Source organism: Nocardioides sp. AX2bis, from assembly GCF_902506435.1.
GTDB lineage: Bacteria > Actinomycetota > Actinomycetes > Propionibacteriales > Nocardioidaceae > Nocardioides.
Genome location: NZ_LR733215.1, coordinates 456,026 through 480,059 on the forward strand (window position 1 = coordinate 456,026; position 24,034 = coordinate 480,059).

16 protein-coding genes are annotated in these 24,034 nt (G+C 68.9%); 6 read left to right on the top strand and 10 right to left on the bottom strand.

Annotation, left to right across the window (positions count from 1 at the left end; translation table 11 throughout):
• The first annotated feature begins 27 nt into the window (after positions 1–27).
• The gene (locus GV155_RS02305) at positions 28–1,806 is read left to right on the top strand and encodes a DUF1800 domain-containing protein (RefSeq protein WP_201300029.1); all 1,779 of its coding nucleotides are present in this window, start codon (positions 28–30) and stop codon (positions 1,804–1,806) included.
• Positions 1,807–2,060: 254 nt separating this feature from the next.
• On the opposite strand, the gene GV155_RS02310 is transcribed toward GV155_RS02305, so the two are convergent.
• From GV155_RS02310 to GV155_RS02320, 3 genes are all read right to left on the bottom strand, one after another.
• Positions 2,061–2,567 (bottom strand): hypothetical protein, encoded by a 507-nt coding sequence (locus GV155_RS02310; protein ID WP_160004867.1) that lies wholly within the window; start codon positions 2,565–2,567, stop codon positions 2,061–2,063.
• A 1,063-nt stretch (positions 2,568–3,630) separates the two neighbouring features.
• The gene (locus tag GV155_RS02315) at positions 3,631–5,220 is read right to left on the bottom strand and encodes a DUF1800 domain-containing protein (RefSeq protein ID WP_160004869.1); all 1,590 of its coding nucleotides are present in this window, start codon (positions 5,218–5,220) and stop codon (positions 3,631–3,633) included.
• 182 nt (positions 5,221–5,402) lie between these two features.
• Positions 5,403–6,713 carry a DUF1501 domain-containing protein gene (locus tag GV155_RS02320; RefSeq protein WP_160004871.1) on the bottom strand — a complete coding sequence of 437 codons (1,311 nt, stop codon included), beginning with the start codon at positions 6,711–6,713 and terminating at the stop codon, positions 5,403–5,405.
• Between the two features lie 268 nt (positions 6,714–6,981).
• On the opposite strand from GV155_RS02320, the gene GV155_RS02325 reads away from it, so the two are divergent.
• Positions 6,982–8,211 carry a right-handed parallel beta-helix repeat-containing protein gene (locus GV155_RS02325; RefSeq protein WP_160004873.1) on the top strand — a complete coding sequence of 410 codons (1,230 nt, stop codon included), beginning with the start codon at positions 6,982–6,984 and terminating at the stop codon, positions 8,209–8,211.
• 43 nt (positions 8,212–8,254) lie between these two features.
• Here the strand turns inward: GV155_RS02325 and GV155_RS02330 are convergent, their stop codons facing one another.
• Both GV155_RS02330 and GV155_RS02335 read right to left on the bottom strand, forming a co-directional pair.
• Positions 8,255–9,460, bottom strand: a complete 1,206-nt coding sequence (locus tag GV155_RS02330; protein ID WP_160004875.1) for a glycosyltransferase — start codon at positions 9,458–9,460, stop codon at positions 8,255–8,257.
• A gap of 18 nt (positions 9,461–9,478) precedes the next feature.
• The gene (locus GV155_RS02335; protein WP_442938801.1) at positions 9,479–10,783 is read right to left on the bottom strand and encodes an O-antigen polymerase; all 1,305 of its coding nucleotides are present in this window, start codon (positions 10,781–10,783) and stop codon (positions 9,479–9,481) included.
• Between the two features lie 417 nt (positions 10,784–11,200).
• Here GV155_RS02335 and GV155_RS02340 point away from each other — a divergent pair, with 417 nt between their 5' ends.
• The gene (locus GV155_RS02340) at positions 11,201–12,547 is read left to right on the top strand and encodes a lipopolysaccharide biosynthesis protein (RefSeq protein WP_160004879.1); all 1,347 of its coding nucleotides are present in this window, start codon (positions 11,201–11,203) and stop codon (positions 12,545–12,547) included.
• Positions 12,548–12,571: 24 nt separating this feature from the next.
• Here the strand turns inward: GV155_RS02340 and GV155_RS02345 are convergent, their stop codons facing one another.
• Positions 12,572–13,507, bottom strand: coding sequence for a sulfotransferase family protein (locus GV155_RS02345; RefSeq protein ID WP_160004881.1), 936 nt, complete (start codon positions 13,505–13,507; stop codon positions 12,572–12,574).
• Positions 13,508–13,754: 247 nt separating this feature from the next.
• On the opposite strand from GV155_RS02345, the gene GV155_RS02350 reads away from it, so the two are divergent.
• Positions 13,755–14,849: a glycosyltransferase gene (locus GV155_RS02350; protein ID WP_160004883.1), complete on the top strand. Its 1,095-nt coding sequence runs from the start codon at positions 13,755–13,757 to the stop codon at positions 14,847–14,849.
• 52 nt (positions 14,850–14,901) lie between these two features.
• On the opposite strand, the gene GV155_RS02355 is transcribed toward GV155_RS02350, so the two are convergent.
• Both GV155_RS02355 and GV155_RS02360 read right to left on the bottom strand, forming a co-directional pair.
• On the bottom strand, positions 14,902–17,049 hold the full coding sequence (locus GV155_RS02355) for an acyltransferase family protein (protein WP_268892564.1): 2,148 nt from the start codon (positions 17,047–17,049) through the stop codon (positions 14,902–14,904).
• A gap of 97 nt (positions 17,050–17,146) precedes the next feature.
• Complete coding sequence (locus GV155_RS02360) at positions 17,147–17,791, bottom strand: Wzz/FepE/Etk N-terminal domain-containing protein (protein WP_236553867.1); 645 nt, start codon at positions 17,789–17,791, stop codon at positions 17,147–17,149.
• A 360-nt stretch (positions 17,792–18,151) separates the two neighbouring features.
• Between GV155_RS02360 and gmd the strand changes: the two genes are divergently transcribed.
• Together gmd and GV155_RS02370 are read left to right on the top strand one after the other, a co-directional pair.
• The gene (gene gmd / locus GV155_RS02365) at positions 18,152–19,180 is read left to right on the top strand and encodes a GDP-mannose 4,6-dehydratase (protein WP_160004889.1); all 1,029 of its coding nucleotides are present in this window, start codon (positions 18,152–18,154) and stop codon (positions 19,178–19,180) included.
• On the top strand, positions 19,122–20,378 hold the full coding sequence (locus tag GV155_RS02370; protein WP_160004891.1) for a glycosyltransferase: 1,257 nt from the start codon (positions 19,122–19,124) through the stop codon (positions 20,376–20,378). Before gmd ends, GV155_RS02370 begins: the two co-directional genes overlap by 59 nt.
• On the opposite strand, the gene GV155_RS02375 is transcribed toward GV155_RS02370, so the two are convergent.
• Positions 20,294–21,544 carry a glycosyltransferase family 4 protein gene (locus GV155_RS02375; protein ID WP_160004893.1) on the bottom strand — a complete coding sequence of 417 codons (1,251 nt, stop codon included), beginning with the start codon at positions 21,542–21,544 and terminating at the stop codon, positions 20,294–20,296. The genes GV155_RS02370 and GV155_RS02375 overlap by 85 nt on opposite strands.
• 156 nt (positions 21,545–21,700) lie before the next feature.
• The gene (locus GV155_RS02380) at positions 21,701–23,941 is read right to left on the bottom strand and encodes an IPT/TIG domain-containing protein (protein WP_268892565.1); all 2,241 of its coding nucleotides are present in this window, start codon (positions 23,939–23,941) and stop codon (positions 21,701–21,703) included.
• Positions 23,942–24,034: the final 93 nt, after the last annotated feature.

Below are 24,034 nucleotides of genomic sequence, written 5' to 3' on the forward strand. Positions count from 1 at the left end.
CACCACCTCCCCCCACCGGAGCCCCCCATGTCCGAGTCGCTCATCACGGAGTCGCTCATCACCGAGTCGCCCGCGTCGCCCGTGTCGGCCCCGCCCGCGCTGACCCGCCGCGCGTCGTTCTCCCTGCTCGGTACAGCAGCTGCCGGCGTCGTCGGCTCCGGCCTCCTGCCGGCCTCGCCCGCGGCGGCGATGAACCCGACCACCACCGGCGCCCCGCCCGCCGCCCGGCGGCGTCGGCGCAAGAAGCCCCGCGACCGGGACTTGCGCTACAAGGCCAGCCACGAGTGGGTCAAGAAGCCGGAGCCGGAGCCCCCGACGGACCCGGAGCCCCCGACGGACCCGGAGCCCCCGACGGACCCGGAGCCCGCTGGTCCGCGGGACGTGTTCGGCCTCACCGCCCGCGACCGGAACGTCGCGAGCCGCTTCTCCTGCGGACTCACCTCCTCCCTGGCCGCCGAGGTTGCCTCTGCAGGCGGGGGAGAGGCGTGGTTCGAGGAGCAGGTCGCTGCCGCGACGCGGCACGACGCCGGTCTCGATATCGCCGACTGGTGGTCCCAGCTGCACGATGACCCCGCGACCCTGTGGAATCGACAGCTCAACATGATGGAGGCCGGTTACGACGTCGCCTGTCTCGTGGTCAGCCGCGAGATGGTGCGCCGGATCGCGTCCCCGACCCAGGTCCAGGAAGCCATGGTGGAGTTCTGGCAGAACCACCTCCACGTGCCGTCCAACGGCGACAACTTCTTCATGTGGCGTGCGGACTACGGGGAGACCGTACGGCGGCACGCGCTGGGCCGCTTCGACGAGATGCTCACGGATGCCGTCCTGCACCCGGCGATGCTGATCTACCTCGACGCCGGGATCTCGACCAAGAAGCACCCCAACGAGAACCTCGGGAGGGAGCTTCTCGAGCTGCACACAGTCGGTGTCGGCAACTACTCCGAGGACGACGTGAAGGACTGCGCCCGAATCCTCACCGGTTACCGGATCGACATGGGCAAGACCTGGGCGATGAGCTACCGCCTCACCGACCACTGGACCGGAGCGGTGAAGGTGCTGGACTTCAGCCACGCCAACTCGGCCCCCGACGGACGGCCCGTCGCCCAAGCGCTGCTCGACCACCTGGCGCGGCACCCACTCACCGCCCGCCGCATCGCCACCAAGCTCGCCCGCTGGTTCGTGACCGACGAGCCCTCGGAGGCCTTGGTCTCCCGGCTGGCGGCGGTGTACCTCGCCAACGACACCGCGATAGTCCCGGTGATCCGAGCCTTGATCGCGTCGGCGGAGTTCCCCGCCTCGGTCGGGCAGAAGCTGCGCGACCCCGGCCAGGACGTGGTGGCCATGCACCGGGTCCTCGGGACGACCTTCGCCAGGCCGACCACCGCGCGGCCCGCAGCCTTGGTCATCCGCCAGCAGGCCTCGTCGATCGGCCTGGCGCCGCTGCAGTGGCCGACGCCGGACGGGCCGCCGCTGACCGGCAACCCCTGGTCCACCCCGGGCCGCGCACTTGCGTCCTTCCGGGTGCACTGGTCGACGGCCAATCAGGTCTCGCCGACGGACGACATCACCTACCGACCGATCGCAGAGTGGCTGCCGGCGCTGCCCATGACGGTCCGGGGAGTGGTGGAGCACCTCTCGCGCGAGCTGCTCGTCACGGAGGGCCCCGAGGACATGCTCGATCTCGTCTGCTGGCTGACCGGCAGCGGATCGGAGGAGGTCGTCACCCTCACGCACCGGCTCGTGAGCCGCTACTGGGGTCAGGTCCTGGCTGCCTTCCTGGACCACCCGAGCCGGTTTCGACACTGATCACCGGGCGCAGGCGCAGGCGCAGGCAGCCTGCGACGGAGGCAGGAGCGGGAGTGCAACCCCGACAGGGGCGCGCTCCCGCCCGGGCATCAGAGCCACGACCGCACCACACCTCCCGTCGCGGCGGGAGGTGTGGTGCGGGGGAGCGCCGGTTTCACCCTCTTCACAGGAATGGCCGTGCGGGTGACGGACTGAAACGGGGCTGAAGGCGCCGAGTCCGCAGGACCAGCCCGTGAAACAGCGCGATCATAAGGTCAGTTCAGCGGGCAGCCGAGATTGTTGGCGTTGTCGAGGGTCGTCGCCAGCTCGAGGATCACGGCGCGATCCCCGGATCGAAGTGCGGAGTTGACCAGAGGGCGCAGGCCCTCGACCCCACCGGCGCCGGTGGTCGTGCGACGGTAGGGGAACGCGATCTCGACGGTGGAGTTCAGCCAGGCCGCCGTGGCCGCGCGGGCCAGGATGGCGGTGGCGCCAGCGAGGCCCTTGCCCCCTCCGCCCTTCAGTGCTCCGCCGAAGGTCTCGCCGGGAAGGCTCTTCGCGAACTGCGGCGAGACGACCGTGAGCGGTGTCTTCGGGGTGTAGACGGGTGTCGTGTCCGTCGGGTTGTCGAGCCAGGACTGGGGGTGGTTCTTCCAGTAGCCCGGGGTGCATCCCTCGGTGGTGCCGACCATGTCGGCGCTGGCGGGACCCGCCAGCGCTGTGGTCAAGCAGATGGCGGCGAGCACTCCTGTTGCGAGGGTGCTGACGCGGTTCTTCGACATGCCTACTCCTGGATCGTCCGTGTGTCGCGGCCGATCGGCCGTCGCCACGACCTTGAGGCACCCATGCAGGTCAGAGAGATCAAGCGATGGAACTTCTCCTGACTTGGGTACGTGGAGCGGTGCCGGTGATTCCTTCAGGTGCCGCCGGGTGATCTCTCGAGTGGATTTCCCACAGCTCGCTTTGGTTGCCTCGCCTGGCCTGTTGTGTGGACCGCTCCGCTCCGCTGTGGCCGGTGGTGGTCGCAAGGCAGACATCGTGTGTGTCCCCCGTGGCGGATGGACAGGCTGGCGCAGTCGCCCCCCGTGGCGGATGGACAGGCTGGCGCAGTCGCCGGGCATCACCACCACGAGCAAGTCCCAGGATTGCGGGCTTGCCGAACGGGTGGTGCCAGGGCACGTTCTGGTCGTGACCTGGGGTAAACGCTGACGGGCACCGTGACCGCGGGCTCACACACTGCGATCACCGCGATCCGGCCCCAACGCCTCGTGTTAACGGTGCCGCAGCCATCACGCCGCGACCCTGAGGTCCGCAAACCCGACGTCGATGGGGGTGGGCAAGGCACTGCTGCACGGCGTCTGCGACCAACCCGGCGCCGAGACGGTCTGCGCCCAGTTCGACCGGGTCGTGGGCGGCCTTCGCTGCGTCCCAGAGGTAGATCCGGCGCCAGACCTGGTCCGACAACCTCAACGAGCGCCCGGATCGCGAGATCCGTGAGGGGATGGTCCCCGACCGCTCCGACGTGATGCGCCTCGTTGGGCCGACCTGACCGAGCAGCACGACGAATGGGTCGCAAGGCCGCCGCTACTCCGGACTCGACGTCCTCAACCGGTCTCGGACCACTCAGGCCCCGACTAGAAGGACGCCGACCAGAAGGACACCGACCAGTCCAGCACCACCGCGGCCTTCAGGGACTGGACCACGACCCCGCCGAATCAGTCGTCTGACACCACGTCAAAGGGCTTGGCCGATCTGTCGCTGCGTGAGTCCGGGATTCCTTGCGGACGGGTCGCGGCACGCCACCGGGCAAGGCGTCACCCGGCGGCGGCAGCCACACCCAAGGCGTCAGTGACGGTAGCGGTGGGGGTGGTCCAAGAGCAGACCCAGCAGTCGGTTCCAGCGGGTGGTGATCAAGACGTGTCCGGAGGTGATCGTCTCATCGGCCCTGACTCCGGTCGCCGTGGTGGCCGCTTGGAGCAGACCGGCTGGGGTCGGTTCGTTCAGGACGGCGAGGGACATGGAGTCGACCACCTGACGGAAGGTCATCGGCAGCTGGGGGACCCATTCCTGCGGCGTGCGGTACCTGATGTCGGCGGTGGGGTTGTACCCGCCGGCCAGTGCCCAGTGAACGCGCATGGATGCCAGGGCCCGCGCAGGGCTGGCCCACGAGTCGCCTGTGATTGGTGCGCCGTCGGGAGTGCTCCACGCGTAGGGACCCATACCGACCTGCTCTGCCTGTTGGCGCAGAACGATCGCGGCCGAGGTCTTCGTCGTGGGCGCCGAGATCTGGGTCCCCAGCACCCGGTGTGTGGCGACGACGTCATGGGAGGGGTCGCGCAGCTTGGCCAGGGTGGAGGACCGGAACTCCTCCGAGGCGATCAGGGCGCGCAGGACGGGCGCGACTGCGGTGTTGTTTGCGAGGTAGACGGCCGCGAGCTGATCGATGAGGGCCTGGGAGGGCTGGTCGGAGACGAACCAGGTGGCGAGGAGACGGCAGATGCGTCGGGCCGTGGCGGGGTGGCGGGCCAGATAGCGTAGGTAGGCGGCGGTCACGGCCCGTCCGTCGGGGTTCGTGTTGGCGTGGGAGAAGTCCATCACGCGCACGGGGCCGGTCCAATGGTCGGTCGTGCGGTAGCTCGGTGCCCAGGTCCGGCTCACGTCGATGCGATGGCCCGTGAGGATGCGCGCGGAGTTCTTGACGTCATCCTCGGTGTAGTTGCCCCGGCCGACGGTGTGGAGTTCGAGCAGCTCGCGGCCGAGGTTCTCGTTGGGGTGGGTCCTGGTCGAGATCCCGCCGTCCAGGTAGATGAGCATCGCTGGGTGCAGTACGGCCTGCGGCAGGAGCTCGTCGTAGCGGCCGAGCGCGCATCTACGGATGAGGTCGCCGTAGGGCACTCGCCACATGAACATCCGGTCCCCCACTGCGGGGACGTGGAGGTGGTTCTGCCAGAACTCGGTCATCACCTCGAGCACCTGAGAGGGGGACTGCACACGCCGCACGAGCTCGCGGCTGGCGAAGGCCTGGGTGACGTCGATGCCTCGCGCGCCGCCGTTCTGGAAGTTCCGCCACAGGGTGAGCGGGTCCTGGTGAAGGAGGGGCCACCAGTCACCGATCTCGGCGGCGCGGTCTCGGTCGTAGGCGGTAGCGACCTGCTGATTGAACCAAGCGACCCCGCCTCCGGCTGCGAGCACCTCCTGCTGGAGCGCCGTGTTGGGGCCGAACGAGAACCGGTTCATCACATGGCGGTCCAGGGCGCTGAGCGCGGTGATCGGCCTGGGTGCGACAGGACTGACGGGTTCGACCGACCGATCGACTGACTCGTGGCCGGTCTTGTAGCGGTGCCGGCGACGTCGGCGAGCTCGCCCGGCGGCTGCGGGATCGAGAAGGCCCGAGGCGACACCCCCTGCGGCGCCGGTGGCTCCACTGCCCAGCATGAACAACGAACGGCGGCGCAGGGTCGCCTGCTTTAAGGGTGGGGTCGTCAGGTCGGGAAGCGTGGGAGTCGGCTCGAGCGTGGGGGTCGATTCGGGGGGCGGAACAGGGATGGGGTCTCCGATGAGGGGGGTGGCGGAGGAGTCGCGATGGGTAGCCGCGGCCCGGGGGGAGGAGCGACGACTTACGACGCGGACATCACGCCGACGTGCTCACGGGTGAATCCGGGGAAGACGCTGGGGACCGACGCTGTCGGGAAGCGCGTTGCCACCACCTCGGCGAGCACGCTGCGGTAGTCCGTCGTGACACTGAGGTCGGAGTCGACGTTGTTCTCAAGGCCGGGCCAGCGTCCGTAGTACCTGCTGCCGGCCACGTTCGCACCAGCCACCAGCATGGCGTTGCCCCATCCGTGATCGAGTCCGGTGGCGGAGTTCTCCACGACCCGGCGCCCGAACTCACTGATGGTGACGAGCGTGACACGGTCACGTGCGGTGCCGAGATCGTCGAAGAATGCCGCTACCGACCGAGCGAGGTCGGTGAGGTTGTCAAGCATCCGTCCCCGTGTCGGCGTTCCCAGGTCGGAGTGCATGTCCCAGGACCCGGAGTCCACGGTCACCAGCTGGGTGCCGGAACCGCCCCGCAGGGTGCGCGCCACGGTGGCCAGGGCCTGGCCGAGGTCCGACGCGGGGTATTGCACCCCCAGGGTCCGCTGGGCGCGGGCGCCGTCGAGGCCGTCCACGGCGGCCATCGCGCCACGTACGGCCTTGCCCATCCCGCTCTGGTCAGCCGCCCAGACCTGCTGCAACGACGTCAGGCGGGCGCGGGCGGGGTCGCTCCTGCTGTCGCCAGCGATCGTCGCCGTCGCCAGGGACAGGAAGGACATCGCCGGGTTCTCGCCGAACATCGACGCGGGCGGGGCCCCGCCGGTGACACTGACCCCGGTCAGCGGGGAGAGCGCTGGGGCTTCACCCAGCAAGCGGTTGAGCCAACCGGTCCGAGCGGCCGAGCCCGGGTCAGCGTCCTCGACCTCCTCTATCGCAGCGAAGTGCGAGCGGTTGGCGACCGGCAACCCGGTGGCGTGGACGGCAGCTAGCTCGCCGTTGTTCCACATCGGGAGCAACGGGGCGAGAGCCGGGTGAAGGCCGAAGAAGGAGTCGGTGGCCAGCAGCTGCGCCATCGGGACGGCGATCTGAGGACGGGCCTGGTAGTAGACGGGGTCGCCGTGAGGGACGACCATCGAGAGCCCGTCGGCGGCCCCACGGAGGGAGAGCACCACGAGCACCGGAGCATCGACGGCATCGGCCGCGAAAGCGGGCGCGCTGCTCATGGTGACGACCGTCGAACCGGTGACCGCGGTGAGGCCGCCGAGGGCGATGCCGCCCAGCATGGAGCGGCGTGAGGTCTGGAAGCCGCCGCAGCCGGCGTCGTTGCACGACGGCGTGGTCGTGTCGGACACTGGGAGGCCCTGCGTGGGGAGGGTCGTGTTGCGGGGCATGGTGGGGCACTCCTGATGGAGGGGGCCGGCGACGGGCTGTCTCCTCCAAGATCGGCGCCGCGACGGCGGCCCTTGATCACCTCGGGTTGCGGACTAGACCGGGTCTGGCGCGGCGCGCTCCTGCACGTCGCGCCGGTCGACGGTGGCGCCCGCCCACCCATCGGCGAGACCGAGCGTCGAAGGTTGCCCGTGCGGGCGACCCCTCGTAGGTTGGGTCCCACGGCACCGCGCCGGCTGCCCGGCGCGGTCGCCTGAGCAAAGGAACTCGATGGACAGGTCGACCAGGCGACGGACACTGCTCGCCGCGGCAGTCCTCGGTGTTCTCGTGCTGGCCCTCGGGTCGTCGGTCCTCAAGCTGGTCGTCGAACCCTCGCGACCCGATCAGAGCGCGGCTCCGTCGCCACGTGCCGCCCTGGCACCTCCGAGAGACACGCCGCCGGTGCCCGGGGTGGTACGTCCCGAGGACTACGGTGCGCTCGGCGACGGCGTCCACGACGACGGCCCGGCGTTACAGGAGGCCCTCGACACAGCGCAGGGTCGTAAGGTGCAGCTCGCGGCGGGATCCACCTACCTCAGTCGCGTCTCGATCCGGCTTCCCTCCCACACGACGCTCCGGGGACCAGCGGACGCCGTGCTCCGCTTCCCGTGGCAGGCGGCGACCGGGCTGGACACCGGTGGGCCCTACTACCTCGGCAACACCGACCAGGTCGGGGGGAACGACGACATCGTCCTCGACGGCTTCTCGGTCGTCGGGGGTGGCGACGGGCTGCCGGCCGGCCCGAACCTGGAGGGGGAGACCCTAGGCATCCCAGCGATCCGGTTGCGTGGTGTGAACTCCTTCACCCTGACCAACCTGGACATCGGCTACGCCACAGGCATATCGATCCTGTATCAGGGCAGTGTTCACGGCACGATCGTGGGAAACCACGTCCACGACTCGGGGCGTGACGGCATCACCGGCATGTGGCTCGGAGACAACCTCGCGGACATCACCGTCGCCGACAACGTGATCGCGCGGGTCGGTGACGACGCCATCGCGATCGCCGGTGCCACGATCCGACTGTTCAACGACGTCGAGCTCCCGTACGACATCCGCATCCTCGACAACCGCATCTCGGGATGGGAGCGAGACCCCAACGGCGAGATCCTCGGCCGCGGCATCGCCCTGCTGGCTGTCGAGGACGTGGAGGTGGCCGGGAACGTGGTGGCACGCACGGCGGGGCCCGGGATCATGGTCCGCGGTGCCCCGGCGGGCGGGAGCGTGAACCCGGCCGACGGCCGCGTGTGGTCGAGTCGCGGCATCACGATCACGGACAACGCCGTGTCAGGGGCCGCAGTCCACTCCATCACCTCCACGCTTCCCGCGTCCTACCAGGGTTTCGGGGGCATCGAGGTGTCCGATGCGTTCGACGTGGTCACGGAGGGCAACATCGTCGACGCGGCAGTGGGGGAGGACTACCAGGTGACCAACTGCACGGGGTGCTCGATCGGCCGCTGACGTCTCGGAGGAGCGTGACGCGTGGGCACGGCGCTGCCGCGCTCTAGCTGGTCTGGCGACGCCACGAACGGTGTGCTCCCTCGGCCACGACCTCGCCGTAGATGCGTTCGAGCTGCGAGACGGTCGCCTCGGGCGTGTGACGAGCTTCGTACGCCGCACGTGCCGCGGAGCGGCGGGCCCGCCAGCTCGCGGGGTCGCGCGCGACGGAGGTGAGGACCGAGGCCAGCGAGCCGGCGTCACCGGTGCGGAAAGCCAGTCCCGCACCGTAGGGCACGACGTCTTCGGCGATGTTCTCCAGGTCCGAGGTCACGAGCGGCGTGCCGACCGAGAGGCTCCGGAGCGTGACGAGCGGCTGGCCCTCGTACCACTCCGACGGCACCACGACACATGTGGCCTCACCCATGAACGCCGTGACGTCCTCCTGGCTGAGCCATCCGACGTACTCGATGGTCTCGTCCTCGGCGCTGCGTTGCTCGACCAACCCACGCAGCGGCCCGTCACCCGCGATCCGCAGGACGAGACCAGGCGGCGATGAGGTGCGCCAGGCGTCGAGGAGCGTCCGCACGCCCTTGACATCGATGAGCCGGCCGGCAAATGCGACGTACGGCAGATCCTCCCGCGGACGGAAGGACGTCCCAGGATCCTCGACGGTGTTCGCCTTGACCGTGACGTGAGATTCCGGGATGCCGTCGCGCACCAACAGACGTTTGGAGAAGGGCGTGAGGGCGAGGAACCGGTTGATCGAGCCGTGCAGCGTGCCGAGCGAGCGGTGGAGCACGAGGCTCGCGGTCAGGGCGCCGGTGGCGGCCATGCTGTCGTGGTAGCACTTGTGACGGATCCCGGCGAGCTTGAAGGTGCTGCCCACGCAGTCCTCGCACGGCGCGCCGGCGCGGAAGCACGTCCCCGCCACGCAGGAGTAGCGATAGCTGTGCACCGTGGTGACGCTGGGGACGCCGCGTGCGGCTGCCACCCGGAAGACCGCGGGGGACAGGAGCGGGAACGGGGTGTGGACGTGCAGCACGTCCGGCCGGAAGTCGTCGATCAACCGGCCGACATCGCGAGCCGCCTCCGCGTTCCAGACGGCCTTGGCGCCGGCACGGATCGCTGAGAGGCCCAGGTCGTCGGCCGCAGGCAGTGTGAAGGTCGTGACCTCGTGGCCCGCCCCCTCGAGGAGCAGCCCCTCATGGGCCAGCACCTCCATCGCGCCGCCGAGGCTCGCATGGTGGTTGTGGGCGAGCAGGATCCGCATGCCACTCCTTCTAGGTCGTCATTCGGGGATGTCGGCGCTGCGAGGTCCAGTGGCGGGTGCCGCGCCCACCGGGTCCATCAGGGTCACGGGGTCCTGGGCCTCGACCATGGCAGGCCTGCTGTGCGGCGCGACGTACCACATGATCAGGCCAAGGGGGACGAGCCATGCGGTGAAGGCCACCGGCCACTCGGGCCCGAACCCGGTCTGCAGGACGTAGATCATGGTGACGAGCGCGACCCCGAAGTTGAGCCCGCTCGGTGCCGCCATGCGCTGCGCACGCTGGAGGGCCCCGATGATCAGACCGGAGAGCAGCCCGCCGATCAGCACGCCCAACGGACCGAAGTTCAGCCACCACAGCGTGGGCGCACCGACCGGCCAGCCGTTGACCACCCGGGGTTGGTACACCTGTCTGAAGTCCTTGCCGGCGACGACCGAGGTGGGCTTGCCCTCCCAGAGGATGCGTGGGACGAATCCGCTCGCGCTGTTCGCGAAGTCGGAGCCGAGGCGGTAGGGACGGTCCTGCGGCCAGTCGCGGAACGCCAGCATGGAGGAGTCGAAGTAGATGGAGTTCGTGCCGATCGAGATCTGCCGCCACACGGAGGCCTCGGCCACGACGTCCTGCACCTCGCCCGAGACAAGCTGGTCCCGCGCCACCCTGAGTCCGGTGGACACGCCGACGACGATGACGGCCACAGCGAGGATCGCGGCGACCGCCGACCGGGCCCTGATCCGACCGCTTCGCCCCTGGATGAGACCGAGCACCAGCATCACACCCATGATGGCCAACGTGCTCCGCTGACCCCAGATGAACACCCAGAACCCGTTGAGGAGCGCGAGGGCGAAGAATGCCGGGGCGACGCGGCGCCCGACGGAGCTCCCCGCCTTGCGGAGCTCGATGACCGCGGCGACCGAGCAGAGCGCCCCCATCGCGGCGGGGACCTTGAGGAAGTAGAGACCGGTCAATGACTTGTCGATCTTGACGGCCCGGATGAAGTTGCCCACACCGCCGTACTGGATCGTGAGCAGGAGCGAGATCAAGGTCGCAAGGCTGGTGAGGACGACCACCACGGTCAGGAGGCGCCGGAGGTCGGGCGCTTGTCGAGCGAAGATCAGGGTCGACCGGAACGTCGCGCGGGTGCTCGTCACGTACGCGCCGGCGAAGAACATCGCCAGGAACGCGGTCAACCAGAGCACGGTCGTGGTCGCGAGCGCGGCGACCTGGCGTTCTTCGAAGAACTGCTCTGGGTACGGGACGTCGAGACCGCTCGCGATAAGCACTGCCCTCAGGCCGTAGAACAGCGCGAACACCAGCGCGAAGAGCATCACGACGTCCGAGGGTCCGCGAGACAGGCGCCACACGATCGCACCCAGCACCATGAAGAGGAGCGCGGTAGCCAAGATCAGGGGCAGCTGCGACACCATGAGGGACCTCGTTCTTCTCTGCGGCCTGGGAAGGCGACCTCTGGCACGACGGCACGGGCGAGCAACCGGCACCCCCCCCCGATCCGCCGAGGCTACGCGGAGGTGAGCGGCGCCGCCGGGGCCGACCCCGGCAACGGTAGCCCAGCACCTCTCGACGAGGCGCGTTCTGGTCAAGGCACGTCAATCGCCGGAGGCGTGACGACGAAGCTCGGAGGTGGCGTTAGTATCGCCGCGATCGTCGCAGGCCGAGACCGTCGGGCACGCTGCGTCCCGGAGCGAGAAGATGAGAGCGACCTCAGGATGCCTTCCTCGCACCGCATGCGCCGCCAGCCCAGGCCGCGCGCTTCAGTGCTCGCTGCTCTGCGCTGGTTCGTCGTCTCCTACGGGCTCGCCGTCACCGGCTACGTCGCCATCAACGCCATGGTCAGCCGGTGGCTGGGGTTGGACGGGTTCGCCGACTTCGTCATCATCCTCACCGTCGCCACGGGCCTGGGTCAGCTGGCCCTCGTCGGTGTCCATCGTGGAGGCTTGCGTGAAGCCGCCAAGCTGACAGAGTCCCCTGACGCGGAGGTGCTGGCGACCCTGCGGGCCGGAGTACAGGTGGCGGCCCGAGGGACGCTCCCCGCCGTCGGCGTGCTGAGTGGTGCCGTGGTTTACGCAGTGGTGGGCGGCAACGAGGTCGAGCGCATCCTCCTCGGCGTCTCCTGCGCCTTGCTGGTGGTCCTGAACGGTCTCCAGAAGCTGTGGGCCAACTACCTGCGTGGTTTCGGCGAGATCCGACTCGCCGGTCTGCTGGAGGGGCGGTCTGGAGGGGGTCTCGTCAGTCTGTGCCAGGCCGTCGCAGTCCTGGTCATCTGGGTGGCCTTCCCGGGAACCGGCCTCGTGGGTGCCCTGGGTGCCCTGATCATCGGGTTCACCCTCCCCGTGCTCTACGGGGGACACAGGGTGAACCTTCGTTGGGGACACGTGCAGTTCGAGTCGCACTTCATCTCCGACCTGCGCACCACCGTCGCAGCCAACTGGCGCTTCGCGGTGAACCACCTCGGGGCCTTCCTAGGGACCAACATCGAGCTGTGGCTCGCGGGTCTGCTGCTGGCGAGCTCCCAGGCATCTCTGTTCTCCGCCGCTCAGAGGATCGCGTTGCTGCTGGTGATCCCGCTGATCTCGGCGCAGGTGGTATTTGCTCCGGTGTGTGCGCGCCTTCTCGCGACCGGTGAGATCCGACGGCTCCAGTCCGTGCTGCGGACCGGGGCGACGGTGGCACTCCTGGTCTCGGCCGTCCTGCTGACCCCGATCCTCCTCGCGCCGGACAGGGTGGTCGCCCTGGTGTTCGGCGACACCTTCGAAGGTGCTGCCTTGCCCCTCCTGATCCTGAGCATCTCCTCGGTGGCCAATGTGGCCACCGGGTTGTCCGGGATCGCGCTGACCATGTCGCACCGCGAAGGCGTCGCCGCTGCCATCCAGGCAGCGACGGTGGTCGCCCAGGTCGTCGTCGGTGTGGCGGCCGCGCTCGTCTGGGGTCTGAACGGCCTCGCAGTCAGCGCGACGACGTTCGTCACCCTGAACTACGTCGGCCAGTGGATCGCAGTGAGGCGCCTGCTCGGTCTCTGGACTCAACCGACCTTCCGGCCCCGCTTCGGAGACCTGCGCCGGGCCGAGGGGTGATGGTCGCCCCGCGTCAGGTCCGGTTCAGTGGGCCGCGGTCACCCAAGCGGGGAGCTCGCGCTGCACGTGGCCCTCAAGAAGTCCTGCGAGCTGGTCCAGGTCAGCCGCGAACCGAGGTGCCAGGAGGCCTCGCGTCCGGGGGTCGACGCCGTCGGGCCTGAGCGCGGCGCGCCGGACGAGCTCGCGTACGCGATAGGAGGTGAAGCGCTTGACAGTTCGTCGCACGGCCTCGTTGCGGGTGGCGGCCCAGATGATCCGGTGCGCCGTGGCCGACCGAGGGGTCCCGGAGATGTTCACCCGCGGCACGCCGGCGCCCTCGCCCGGGGCCGGGGGTGCTCCGATGTGCCGCAGGACCTCGCCGACCGTCCCCTCGTAGTCGGCCTGGAGATCGTCGTAGAACCAGATCCCGACCTGCTCGGCAGGGAAAGCGGCCAGGAAGGCCGACACAGCCTCCGCGTAGCGACTCATCGACTCGTAGTGCCAGAGGTGGTGCCAGCCCGCCTCCTGGCGAACGTGCTCCGACTCGAAGGCCTGTAGGAACGACTCCTCCGGCTCGAAGCCGCGGGCACGCATGTACTGATAGGCCGAGAACGCTCGGTCCACGGGCTCGCGCAGGATGATCACGATGCGCATCTGCGGGTTCATGGCCAGGATTTCGGGGATCGCGCTCTGGTGGTAGTACAGAGTGGAGACCGAGCCGTCGCCGCGGCAGGGCTGATCGGCGTCGGCGTAGAGCGAGAGATAGGCCTCTCGCTCGGTGACCGCGACGCGGTTGATTGTGGCTTCGTCTCCTGGAGCCTGGAACTCCGCGGGCTTGCCGTGCAACGCGAAGAAGTGTGGCTCCTTCGGCTCGGTGACGAAGACACCAGGATGCGTACGCAGACCCTCGACGACACCGGTGGTGCCGCTACGACCAGCCCCGGCGACCAGGAAAGTGGGCATAGGCATGTGGTCGGGCACGGCAACCTCCGGACGCGGGTACGCCACCCGTCTGGGGGACGGGCGCAGACTAACTTGTCCGACCGGCATCCCGCAGATCAGGCCTCCGGTCGCCAAGGATGTTTCCTGTCGCGGACATCGGCACACATGTGCTGCGGACGCCTTAGGCTGCACACTGGTGTCGACAGCATCGCTGTCCTTCCGTGTGGGCCGCGCGGGACGGTCGAAACGGACTCGCTCAGGGAGAATTCAGTTGCGCATCTTGCACGTGTCCGAGGTGCAGTGGGGGGGTGTCGTCAACCTCATTCGCGAGTTCACCGAGGAGCAGGTGGCGCGTGGCGACGAAGTGCTGGTCCTGACGCCGTCCGGGTTCCCGTCCCTCGACAATGCCGACATCGAGCGCTGGGATCTCGACAGGGGCAAGCCGGCGACCTACTTGCGGGCGTACCGCCAGCTCCGCCGGGCAGTGAGCACGTTCCGACCCGACGTGGTCCACCTGCACTCTTTCGTCGCCGGCTTCCTGGGGCGTCTGCCCGGCGCGGTGGCGGGCACGCCCATCGTGTACCAGCCGCACGCGTGGTCGTTCGACCTGCGGGAAGAACGCCTCTTCCAGCAGTCGGTCAAGGCCTGGGAGAGGGTCGCCGGGTGGCACACGAACGTGATGGTGACGAACTGCGAGGCGGAGATCGAGGAGGGGCTCTCGATCGGCGTCCGAACACCGGGCGTCAGCATCGGAGTCGCCATCGACCCCGGGCACTTCCACCCGGTGGACGAGCTCGAGCGCGAGCGACACCGACGTGACTGTGGAGTCACGTCGGGACGGATGCTCGTCGTGGTGGGTCGGCTGGTGCGTCAGAAGGGCCAGGACCAGCTGGTGGCCAGCTGGGAGCGGCGGCCGATTCCGGACACCGAGCTGGTGCTGGTCGGACCTGGTGACCAGGAGGGCCTCGCGGCGCTCGCGCCGAAGCAGTGGGGCAGCAGTATCCGTGCGGTCGGGGAGCAGAATGACGTTCGCCCCTGGATCTGGGCGTCGGACGCCGTGGTGCTCGCGTCACGCTACGAGACCGTGGCCCTTGCGGTCGCCGAGGCGATGTCTTGCGGCCGAGCAGTCGTGGCGACGGCTGTGAACGGCACCAGCGAGGTGGTCCTGGGCGGCCACCTCCCCCCGGCGGGCCGGATCGTGCCACTCGGCGCCATGGACGAGTTGCTCGACGACGTGACGAGGATCCTGGCCGAGCCCGCCACCGCAGCCGGCATGGCTGCTGCCGGGCGGATCAGGGCCGAGGAGCACTTCAGCCCTGCCACGGTCGCAGACCGCTTGCGAGCCGCTTATCTCCAGGCGATCGGCAGTCTGCCCGACTGACGGTCGGACTCGACGGGTTCGGTCCACCCTGGTCGTAGCTCTCCGGGCTTCGTCACAGCTTGGGCAGCGCCGCGTACAGGCGCGGCGCAAGGGTGAGGGCGTAGGTAGAGGTGAGGTGGTTGCTGTCGCGGTAGACCAGGGCGTCACCGATCACCGGAGAGCACTCGCGCGTCGGGCACACCGCGTTCTCGAGGTTGATGAACTCGACGCGGGGCAGGGACTTCGCCGCGGCTTCGAGGGGTGTGCCGTCGCGCATTGCCTCTGGCCGGGAGACGGCACAGGCTGTGAGATCGTCGGGGTGCTCGCTCACGCACGCGGGCACGTCGATGCCAGGACGAGGTGTGTCCTTGAGGACGACCACGTTCGCTCCGGACTCCAGAAACGAGCCCCAGCTGGTCTCGTAGCTCTCCCGCAGCGGCTCGAAGCTCGCCTCGTAGGACAGCTGTTCGGGATCGACGATCTTGCGGAACACGTCCGAGAGGATGACCAGGTCCGGAGGATCGCTGGCCAGTGCGGAGGCGACGTTCCCGGACCACGTCGTGCACTGCGGGTACGGCCGCGCGTCGTAGGCCACAGTGATGCCGGTCGCGTACGTGCAGTTCTGCTTCGCGTAGATGCTGAGCCGCCATTCCCGCTCACGGGCGATGGCAGTCAGGGGTGCGGCCCACTGGGCCGCATGGGAGTCGCCGACTAGGGCCACCTCGATGCTGCTGTCGACGTCGCCGGTGACACATGGCTCGGGCGACACGTCATCGAGTCGCTTCACGCACTCGTCCCCCACATTGTCCCGCAGCGCCACGAGCGGGTCGGGCGTGATCGAGTCGGCACGGGACACCGGTGCGCCCGCCCGGTCACCGAGGGCGGGAGTGTCGAGCACGAGCGCGCCGAGCTTCGGCGCGTCAGACGGCTGCGGCCCGCCGCCCAGCGAGATCGCCAGGGGCGCCGGCGGTGTCGCGGGTGGCCAGGCGGCGCCGAGAACGACGGCGCTGGCGACGGCGCCGGCGACCGTGCATGCGCCGCCCACCCGCAACGTTCGCCAGGTGTGTCCGGCCAGGGCCCGGCTCCGGCGGACGGGGTCCTCGATCAAGCGGAAGCTCAGGTAGGCCGGGACCGTGGCGAGGAGGACGACGACGACCCCTTCCGCCGCGCTGAGGTCGCGGGCCAGCGCTGCCGCGACGATGACCAGCATCGGCCAGTGCCAGAGGTAGAGGGAGTAGGAGAGCTTCCCTACCCATTGCAGCGGTCGGAGGCCCAGGACGAGGGTCGGGCCCCACCGGTGCGGCACGAGGCCCGCGAGGATGATGACGGCGGTGGCCACCGTGGGGTACGCCGCCGCGGTGCCGGGGAAGGGTGTCGTCTCGTCGATCAAGAACGCAGAGGTCAGGAGCACCGTAAGGCCGAGCCAGCCGACGACGGCTCCTGCCAGGGGCGACATCACCCGAGGGACGTAGATCGCGACGATCGCGACGACCCCGCCGACTGACAGCTCCCAGAGGCGGGTCGATGTCGCGAAGTAGGCGGCGGAGGGATCGGTCGACGTCAGGTGGATCGACCAGGCCAGGGAGGGGACGGCCAGGACGAGCAACACGAACAATGACGCCAGGGTCAGGGGCCACCGCTGCCCTTCCCTGCGCCGGCGCCGACCGATGAGCGCCAGAGCAAGGAGGAGGAGGACCGGCCAGACGACGTAGTACTGCTCCTCGACGGCCAAGGTCCAGAAGTGCTGCAGCGGGCTCTTCGAGAGGCCCTCCGCGTTGTAGTCGGTCGCGACCTCGGCAAGGCGCCAGTTCTGCACGTACAGGGCGCTGGCAAGGATGTCCTTGCCGATGTCGGGCCATCGGATAGGCGGCACCAGCAACAACGTGGCAGCGCCGGTCGCCAGGAGCACCGTGGCCGCTGCGGGGAGGAGCCTCTTGGCGCGGCGTGCGTAGAAGCCGGCCAGTGAGAGCGTCCCGGTCGCGGCTACCTCGCGCAGCAGCAGCGACGTCATCAGGAACCCGGAGATGACGAAGAAGACGTCCACCCCGATGAAGCCGCCGGCGAGGGGAATGCCCGCATGAAGGACGAGGACCAGCGTCACCGCCACTGCCCGGAGGCCCTCGATGTCCGGCCTCAGGTGTGTCGGAGATCGTTGCTGGTCCGTCCCAGTCCCCGTCCCGGGATCGGCCGGCCTATCGGTGGTGCTGGTCTGCGTCGTCATCTCCGACCCCCCCGTCGGTCTGCGTCTCGCAGCGAACGGTGCGGTCTGCCGAGACGCGGCAGAGGCTAACCCGGCCGGATCGGTACCGATCCGGTTCCTACCGGTCGACCGACGCGGTGTCACTTCGCTTGGCCAGCCGCGTCGGCTGGGGTCGGCGCGTCCGTCGGACGAGGCCGGCGTACACCAGGACGATCCCCACGAGCGCGCCGAGGAGGGCGCTCAGCGCGATGGTCACGGCAGCCGGGAGCCCGGCTGGCGCTCCGTCTGTGGCAGCCGGGGTCAGTACCTGCCCGCCGGGAGCCGGAGCGAGGGCATCACCGGGCGTACCAGTGGAGCCGATCGCGGCCAGACGAGCGTCCCGCTCCTCATCACGGTACTGGAGGTATTCCGAGGCGAAAGCGTCCGCGACGGTCACGGCACCGTCCGGGCTGTCCCAGGCTGCCGTCACCCGGAGGACCCGGGAGTCGTTGACGGCCTCGACGGTGACCCTCGTCTGTAGGTCCTGGACGCTCGTGCTCAGGCCCAGGAGGTCGATGACGGCCTGGGTGACCGGTGCGGAATCCACGACCAGGCTCTGGGTGGCGACCTCCTGCGCGGTGACCTCGCTGGTCTCCTGAGTCGTGGAGATCTCGGTCGGGTCGATCTGGATCAGCGTCGAGGCGTCGTATGCCGGCGGAGTGAGGAAGGTGTACAACGCGCCGGCGGCGCCGAACGCCAGGGCGACCACGACGACGACCACCACTTGAGCGAGCGTGACGGCCGGACGACGTGACGGGGCAGGGGTGACGGGGGCCATGAGTTCTCCGGAGCATGAGGCTCACACGCAGGGGCGGACGCCGACGGTGTGGTGCTCACATTATGAGGGCAGGTGCAGCAAAGCAGCCGCAACGGGACCTCCGAGGTGTCCGTCAGCCGCCGTGCGACCGACTCATGCGGTTAACTCCCGGCTGGCTGTGCATGTCGGTCCCAGGCGGACTCGGACTCGCCTAGAGTGGCGACCGGCTCGAACCGCCGCCGCCCAGGCCTCGGGCGAACCGGACGGTCCGGGCACCCATCGAGGAGCGTGGCAGTGGTCGACGGTCGAGCAGCAACCGGACAAGGCGTGACGCAGGGCGCCGGGAGAACTGCTCTGATCACCGGGATCACGGGTCAGGACGGTTCGTACCTGGCCGAGCTCCTGCTGTCCAAGGGCTACGTCGTGCACGGGATCGTCCGCCGCTCGTCGAGCCTGAACACCGAGCGCCTCGACGGGATCTACGAAGAGCCACAGCAGCCCGGACGTCGCCTGGTCCTCCACTACTCCGACCTCTCGGATGGAACCAGTCTCGTCAACCTCCTGCACGAGATCCAGCCGGACGAGGTCTACAACCTCGGTGCGCAGAGCCATGTCCGGGTCTCTTTCGACTCACCGCTCTACACCGCCCAGGCGACGGGGATGGGCACGATGCGTCTGCTCGAGGCTATCCGCGCATCTGGGACGCAGACGCGTTTCATCCAGGCGTCGTCCTCGGAGATGTTCGGCTCTACCCCGCCGCCCCAGAACGAGATGACCGCATTCCACCCCCGCAGTCCTTACGCTGTAGCCAAGGTCTTTGCGTACTGGTCCGTCGTCAACTGGCGCGAGGCACAGGGGATGTTCGCGGTTAATGCGATCATGTTCAACCACGAGAGCCCTCGCCGCGGGACCACGTTCGTGACCCGCAAGATCACTCGCGCGGTGGCTCGGATCCAAGCAGGCCTCCAGGACCGCCTCTACCTCGGCAACCTGGATGCCTCGCGCGACTGGGGATACGCGCCCGAGTACGTCGAGGGGATGTGGAGGATGCTCCAACGGGACGAACCGGTCGACCTGGTGCTGGCGACGGGCGAGATGCACACGGTGCGGGAGTTCTGCGAGCTGGCTTTCGCCCGGGTGGGTCTCCGGTGGGAGGAACACGTCGGGCACGACTCCCGGTACGAGCGGGCCGCCGAGGTCGACGCCCTGCTCGGGGACGCCTCCCGGGCCAGGGCGGAGATCGGCTGGGAGCCGAAGGTGGCGTTCGAGGACCTGGTCGCGATCATGGTCGATGCCGATGTCCGTCATCTTGATGACGAGCGCAGCGGAAGGCTGGTGCGGATCGACCGTGAGTGATCGCGTCGGACCCCTCACCGTGGTCCAGGTCGTGTCCCTCGTCGGGGGTGGTGGGGAGTTCGGCGGCCCCACGACGGTCGCGGTGGGCCTGACGAGAGAGTTGTCCAGTCGAGGTCACCGCGTCACCCTGCTCGCTCTGCGCGTGGGTGATGTCGGAGTGCCCGACGGCGTGCCGTCCAGCGGCTGGAAGGTGTTCCCAGCCCGGCGGTTCGTGCCCGGGGTCGGGATGCTCGGGTTGTTCAACCTCCGTCTGGCCTGGTGCCTGTGGCGTTCGATGAGGCGCGCTGACATCGTCCACCTGCACGCCGGTCGTGACCTCGTCTCGCTGGTGACCCTTCTCCTTGCTGCGCTGACCAACGTCCCCGTCGTGGCTCAGACCCACGGCATGGTCCGACCCCGCAGCAGCCCGCTCGCGTCGCTCTTTGATCGGGTCTTCGTCCCACTGCTTCGCAGGGCACGCGTCGTCAGCTTCCTCACGCCTGACGAAGAGGTGGACCTGCGCGCCCTCCTTGGGTCGGATGCCCCGTTGTCCGCTCTCTCAAACGGGCTCCCGTTGCCACCTCAACCGGCCTCGCGTGATCCGTCCGATACGACGCCGACTGTGGTCTTCGCTTCTCGGCTCCACCCGGTCAAGCGGGTGGTGGCTTTCGCTGAGGCGGCACGAATCCTGCTCGACGCCGGTGTCGACGCAGACTTCGTGGTCTACGGCCCGGACCAGGGCCAGCTCGACCGGTTGCTGGAGATCGTGGCGGAGATGGGTTCGTCCGGTCGCCTTCGTTATGGGGGCGCCCTTGGACACGACGAGACCCTCACGGCGATGGCAACCGGCGACGTGTTCGTTCTGCCCAGCAGCATCGACTGGGCGCCGATGGCGCTGTTGGAGGCGATGAGCCTCGGCCTGGCCTGTGTGTGCACTCATTCGTGCGGGCTCGCGCCGGCGATCGAACGGGCGGAGGCAGGCCTGGTGATCGACGGCGACGTCGTGGAGATCGCCGAGGCGGTCCGACGGCTCGTGGAGGACCCGGCGCTCGCGAGACGTCTAGGCGAGAACGCCCGTGACCTCGTGCGCCGCGAGTTCTCCCTGGCCGCGATCGTGGACGACCTGCTCCGCTGCTACGTCGCGGTGTTGAGCCCGGCCACCACGAGCGCGGCGACCCGGTCCAGGCCCGCTTCGGCCGAGAGAAAGTCCGAGGCGTAGGTCCGTCCCGCGGCTGCGAGTGCTCCGCGCTGGGCCGGCGCATCCCGAAGCGCGAGGACCGCGCTCAACAGGGCTTCCGGTTCTTGGGCGTCGATCACGACTCCCGCGCCGCTGCTGCGAACCTCGCGAGCGGTCCCGCAGTCTGCGGCGACTGACGCCAGCACCGGCACACCGGCGTTGAAGTAGGCGGTCAGCTTGCTGGGGACACTCATGTCGTGGACCTCCGAACGTTGGGCCACCAGTCCAATATCTGCGGCGGCCAGTACCCCGGGGAAGTCCATCCCGGCGACGGGATCGACGAAGGAAAGGGTGGAGATGTCCTCGGCCCGCTCCATCAACGCACCCCGACGGCTTCCATCGCCCATCAGGACGAACAGCAGGTCCGTGTGGCCGTGGTGCTGGGCCAGGCGCGCGGCATCGACGACGACCTCGAGGCCCTGTTTCAGACCCATGTTGCCGGCGTGGAGCACCACGAACCGATCGCGCCAGGAGTCGTCGACGATCTTCTCTACATCTCGCGGCGGCTGTTGGAGGGTCCAGTTGGGCACCACGTGCATCCGGTCCTCGGAGACCCCGATCGCTCGGCAGTGCTCCGCCAGTGAGGAGTGGACCAGGCCGAGGGCTGTGGCCGTCTTGAAGAGGCGCTGCTCGAGAGCACTGACCAGGCCGGCAGCAAGACGACCACCGAGGATCCCACTTTGACGTGCGCCGGCACCCGAGAGGTCCTGCACGATGAGCACCAAGGGCACGCCATGGTGATCGGCAACCCGCTGGGCGAGGACCCCACCGGCCAAGGACGGCACGACTGCGACGACGACGTCGACTGCGCGCCGTCTGGTGCCGCGGAGCAACCCGTGCAACAGGAAAGTCAGCTCGTAGAAACCGCGGGTGAGAGCCGTCTGTCGACGAGGAATGTACTGCCGCAACCGGGTCACCGGGATGCCGTTGACCTGCTCGACGCGGCTGAAGCGTCGGCGGTCGTCGGGCGAGAGGCGCCAGGACGGGTAGTGGGGCAGTCCAGCCACCACCTCGACGCGCGCACCGTCTCGACTCAACCGCTCGGCGGTTGCAGCGGCATACGGACCGATCCCGGCGTGCTCCGGGCTGTAGGAGACGCTCACGAACAGCACTCGTTTGCCCGCAAGAACGACTGGCGTCTCGGTCATGTTCTGTTCTCCGCCCTTGCCCCGCGAGAGTGCAACGCGAAGGCCACCATCCGGACCGTGGTGGGCCCGATCATGCCTTCGGCGGCATGGCCCGCCTTGCTCAACAGTCTGATGATCTGGTCACCCTAGTCTGCGTGGGTGCCCTCAGGTGCTGTCTCAGGGCAGCAGCTGGAACGCGGCTTGACTCTGCGTGACGCCACCAGGGGTGACCACGCCCAGCTTGCTCCGCGCGGGGGCGTTGGCCGGCACGGTTGCGGTGATCTGGGTCGGGGAGTCGACGGTGAAGGTGGCGGTGACGGCCCCGAAGCGCACGATGCGCGCCTGGAGGAATCCGGTACCAGTGATGACGACGCTGGAGCCGGCCCTGGCCGAGCTCGGGGTGAAGGAGGTGATCGTCGGTGCGACCTTGAACGGGTCGGTGCTCTGCGCGGTGCCGGCGGGGGTGGTCACTCCCAGCTTGCTGGAGGCGGGGGCGTCGGCCGGGACGGTTGCGGTGATCTGGGTCGGGGAGTCGATGGTGAAGGTGGCGGTGACGGCCCCGAAGCGGACGAAGCGCGCCTCGGCGAAACCGGTGCCGGTGATGACCACGGAGCTTCCGTTCGTGCCGGTGGTGGGCGTGAAGGAGCCGATCGTCGGTGGCATCTTGAACGGGTCGGTGCTTTGCGTGGTGCCGGCGGGGGTGGTCACTCCCAGCTTGCTGGAGGCGGGGGCGTCGGCCGGGACCGTTGCGGTGATCTGGGTCGGGGAGTCGATGGTGAAGGTGGCGGTGACGGCCCCGAAGCGGACGAAGCGCGCCTCGGCGAAACCGGTGCCGGTGATGACCACGGAGCTTCCGTTCGTGCCGGTGGTGGGCGTGAAGGAGCCGATCGTCGGCGGCACCTTGAAGGAGTCGGTGCTCTGCACTGTGCCGGTCGGCGTCGTCACGCTGACTTTGCTGACCGCGGGAGCGTCGACCGGCACGATCGCAGTGATCTGGGTGTCGGAGTCGACCGTGTAGGACGCAGACGAGGCGCCGAAGGCGACGGCGCTGGTCTCGGACAGGTTGGTTCCGGTGATGACCACTGCGGTGCCCGGCACTCCAGCGCTCGGGCTGAGCGCGTCTACTCCGACGGGGCGCGTGGCGGTGAACAGCGCGTTGCTCTCCACCGTCGTCGAGGGAGTCGTCACAGTGATTCTGCTGGACGCGGGCACGTCAGTCGGCACGGTCGCCGTGATCTGGGTGTCGGAGTCGACGACGAACGGGGCGCTGGCGGTGCCGAATGCAACCGCGGTCGCGTCGAGGAACCCGGCACCGGTGACGACGACCGGGGTACCAGGTGACCCGGTGGTCGGGGTGAAGGTGTCGACGACTGCGGGTGCGGCCTGGAACGGCGTGCTGCTCGTGACAGATCCGTTGGGCGTCCGCACCGTGATGTTCGCTCGTGCCGGGACGTTCTCCGGCACGACGGCCGTGAGTTGGGTCCGCGAGTCGACCACGAAGGTGGCGGACACGTTGCCGAAGGTGACCCGCGAGGCGTCGGTGAAGAAGTCGCCGGTGACGGTGACGGGCGTGCCGGCGGGACCGCCGGACGGTGTGAAGCCCTCGATGGTCGGTGGCTGGAGTGCGTCCGGGCAGAAGGACACGAGCTCTTGCGGGAAGTCGGTCAGCTGCGCGTTTGCGCCGGCGCCGATCGTGTTCCGCCACTCCCGGGTGTCGTTGGCGAGCCGGTCCTGTACCTCGATACCGCCGGCCTGGTAGCGGTCGACCTCTGTTGCGGTGATTCCTGTGGGGCCCATGATGATGATGTCGACCCCCTGGTCGGTCAGCACCTGCGGGTCGGGAGGGGGAGAGGTGATGTAGCGAGCAGCCAAGCGGATGTCCGGCGCAACACGGTGGGTATAGGCGGCATGAGTCGTGAACCAGGTGGTGTCGACCCTCCCCGCGTCTCGGATCTGCTGGGCGACCCGCTCCACGGTGGTCTGCTGCTTGAGCTCGATGTACACCCTGGTCTCCGGGATCGTGGCCCAGTACGCCATCGCCTCCTCCAGGGTCGGGATGCGCGAGCCGGCCTTCTTGTAGCGCAGGGCTGCGACCTGGGCGGTGGTCATCTTGTCGATATAGCCATCGACCCCGGTCGAGCGCAGGGTGTTCCGGTCGTGGAAGATCCACATCTGTCCCTGTGCGTCCGCCCAGAGATCGGTCTCGATGCTGAAGCCTTCAGCTGCGGCGCGCTCGAAGGACGTCATCGAGTTCTCATCCACCCTGGCGGGGTGCAGCCCACGATGCGCGATGGCCTCCAGCGAAGAACAGTCCGTGGGTGCAGCGACTGCCGGTGCCGCTGGTAAGGCGACCAACGATGCGACCACAGCCGTCAGAGAAAGTAAAAAAGCGCGCACTGCAGGTTCCCCCAAAGGCATTCAGCATCAGAAGAGGCCGGTCGGCTCTGCTCCTGGCGTCCTTGCTGGCCCCTCGGGCGAGGCTGCTCGGACAACGGGCAACAGGTTGCTCGC